At 34.4% G+C, this 1,760-nt stretch carries 1 protein-coding gene; it reads right to left on the bottom strand.

Going from position 1 to position 1,760, the window contains the following annotated elements; all coding sequences use genetic code 11:
* Positions 1-97: 97 nt before the first annotated feature.
* Complete coding sequence (locus tag HX088_RS13815) at positions 98-1,636, bottom strand: IS1182 family transposase (RefSeq protein WP_286484476.1); 1,539 nt, start codon at positions 1,634-1,636, stop codon at positions 98-100.
* Between the last annotated feature and the right edge of the window lie 124 nt (positions 1,637-1,760).

Here is a 1,760-nt window from a genome sequence, read left to right as displayed (position 1 = left end):
AAAGAAGCCGTCTCAATATTAAAATTTGAGGCGGTTTTTTTTATTTGAATTAATTTCCAATAAAATTTCATCATTTTAGAAAAGGGTAAAATCGCCCTTATGCAGCAATTTTCTTTCTTAAGTTGTGTGCTAAAGCCATTAATCCGAATTCTAACTCGGTTTTTTGGATTCCTTTTAATGAAAATCTTCTAAAATTGTTGTTGTGTTTCATTTGGGCAAATACAGGCTCTACATCGGCAGAGCGTTGTTTCCTTTTTTGTATTCCCGTTTGACTTGTGAGTAATTCCCTGATTTTTTCTTTATGTCTTTCAAGGTTATGATTGCGTTCTATACTTCGGTTTCCCTTGGCTTTAAAGCAGACTCCCCGCAGCGGACATCCTTCGCAATTTTGAGCCTGATAATGCGATAATTGCTGCATATATCCGGCTTGGGTTGTTTTTGTGCTTTCATAGGTTTTGTGCATTTTCTGACCAATCGGACACACATAATAATCTTCTTCTTGGTTGTAATAAAGGTTTTCTTTGCTAAAGGTTTTGTGCTTTTTTTGGTAATTTTTATCTTGTTCTTTTTCAAAAGTATTGTACTTCACATAAGCGGTCAGCTCTTCTTTTTCAAGGTAATCGTAGTTCTCTTCGCTACCATAGCCTGCATCGGCTGTAATGTTTTCTATTTTTTTAAAGATTTCTGCCCCATAAGTTTCTTTAAGATTTTCTAAGTGTGGCTTTAAAGTTTTGGTATCTGTAGGGTTTTGATGTAAAGTGTAATTAATAATGATTTGGTTTTCTGTTGATATTTGGGCGTTGTAACCGGGTTTTAACTGTCCGTTTTGCATATGGTCTTCTTTCATACGCATAAAAGTTGCATCAGGATCGGTTTTACTGTATGAGTTTCTTCCGCCTAAAATAGCTTCCTGTTCTTCATATTTCCGAAGATTTTTTTCAAAGTTCTGTTTGATGTAACGCAGTTTGGCTTTAGATTTCTTGGAAGCTTTTTCATTACCCGATAATTTGGTATCTATCTGTTCAACGGTTTTTTGGATAACTTCCTGACTGATTTCCTTGAACTGAGGTGGCTCGGTATCAGGATCGTCATCATTAGATATACTTTGAGCATAATTCCATAATTCTTCTAACTGAGTAAGCATTTTAGCTTTGTTGGTTTTAATGCTTTTACCCCAAACAAAAGTGTATCTGCCTGCCTGAGCTTCTATTTTTGTGCCATCGGTGTAAATTTGTTTCATAGAAATCAATCCTTCCTCTGCTAGCATCATGACCACTTGTTTAAAGATTTCTTTAAAACTATCTTTTAATTTATCACTTCTAAATCGGTTAATGGTATTGTGATCCACAGTGCTCATTGCGGTAAGCCACATAAAGTTGATGTTTTCTCTGATAGCCAACTCTATTTTTCGTGAAGAATAAATATTGCTCATATAAGCATAAATCATCACTTTTAATAACATTTTTGGATGATAACCCGGATTACCTTCTTTACTGTAGGCTTTTAATAGTGGCTGAATGTTAATGGACTCTACAACTTGGTCAACAACCCGAACAGGGTGTTTTTCTGAAATTAAGTCGTCAAATGAATAAGGAAAAAGTGCGGTTTGACGCTGATTGTAATGCTTGAAATTCATAGAGAAATAGATGGAATTCTTACATTAAATTTACAAAAAATACAGTAAAAATCCAACTATACAAGAACATATGTATTCTAAAAAGCAAAAAAAAGAAGCTGTCTAGTTTTGAGACAGCTTCTTT

It is taken from the genome of Empedobacter sp. 225-1 (assembly GCF_030328185.1).
GTDB classification, from domain to species: domain Bacteria; phylum Bacteroidota; class Bacteroidia; order Flavobacteriales; family Weeksellaceae; genus Empedobacter; species Empedobacter stercoris.
Note: the sequence above shows the minus strand (reverse complement) of the source record. Positions and strands in the feature narration are given on the sequence as shown.

Bases quoted from the DNA above. Each gene is read 5' to 3' on its own strand.
- HX088_RS13815 (WP_286484476.1), bottom strand. From the start codon at position 1,636: ATGAATTTCAAGCATTACAATCAGCGTCAAACCGCACTTTTTCCTTAT.